Origin of the sequence: Streptomyces smyrnaeus, from assembly GCF_017676345.1 — a bacterium.
GTDB classification, from domain to species: Bacteria; Actinomycetota; Actinomycetes; order Streptomycetales; family Streptomycetaceae; genus Streptomyces; species Streptomyces smyrnaeus.
Genome location: NZ_JAFFZM010000059.1, coordinates 1 through 974, shown reverse-complemented (window position 1 = coordinate 974; position 974 = coordinate 1). Strand labels below are relative to the sequence as shown.

The following is a 974-nucleotide window of genomic DNA, read 5'->3' as shown; positions in this document are numbered from 1 at the left end:
CTAGATGAATGAGTCCGATGTTGGTGCCGGTCGCGACCATGGCGAAGGGCGCCCGTTGGTCAGTGTGTGAAGACAAACCTGGACGCCCTTCTGACGGCACTGTACGTGTTCATCGACGACCACGTGGCGCCTTGTCGCCGGATCGGGCGACCTCCGAAACTGACGGACGCCGAACTGCTGTGCCTGGCGGTCGCCCAAGTCCTGCTGGGCTTCCCCTCCGCACGGCACTGGATCCGCTTCGCCCATGCCCGGCTCGGACACCTCTTTCGCTACCTGCCCCAGCAATCGGCCTACAACAAGCGCCTCAACGCCGCCGGACCGCTGATCTCCCACACGATCGAGGCACTGGCCAGGCAGGTACCGACCTGGCACGACGACCTGCGGCTGATCGACTCCACCCCGCTGCCGTGTGCGGCCTCCCGCGAGACGGTCAAACGCTCCGGCCTGGCCGGGCACGCCAGCTATGGCTACTGCCGCAGCCACTCCCGCTTCTTCTGGGGATTCCGGCTCTACCTGGTCACCACCGCGGAGGGCATGCCCGTCACCTGGTGCCTGGCCAGCCCCAGGGTCGGCGAACGCGAGGTGATGGCCGCGCTGCTGGAACGCGACCACCGCCTCGTCCGCGCCGGGCAGGTGATCCTGGCCGACAAGGGCTTTGCGGGCAAGGAGTTCGAAACGTTCCTCACCGAGCGGCTCGGGGTTCACCTCGTGCGGCCGGACCGCAAGGACGAGCCGGTCCGACACGGGAAGATCGCCCGGGTCCGTCAGTGGATCGAGGCTGTCATCGACACCCTCAAAGGCCAGCTCAGCCTCGAACAGCACCAAGGCAGAACCCCAGCCGGAGTCTTCGCCCGCACCGGCCAACGACTCCTCGCCCTCGCAGCGGGAATCTGGCACAACTGGACCATCGGCGCCGAGGCCAAACGATCACTGATCGCCTATGACCACTGAAGACATCAGACTCATACATCTAG

1 protein-coding gene is annotated in these 974 nt (G+C 66.1%); it reads left to right on the top strand.

Annotated elements, in window-relative coordinates; genetic code table 11:
• Positions 1–66 precede the first annotated feature (66 nt).
• Positions 67–951, top strand: coding sequence for an IS982 family transposase (locus tag JW613_RS35450; RefSeq protein ID WP_209215309.1), 885 nt, complete (start codon positions 67–69; stop codon positions 949–951).
• Positions 952–974: the final 23 nt, after the last annotated feature.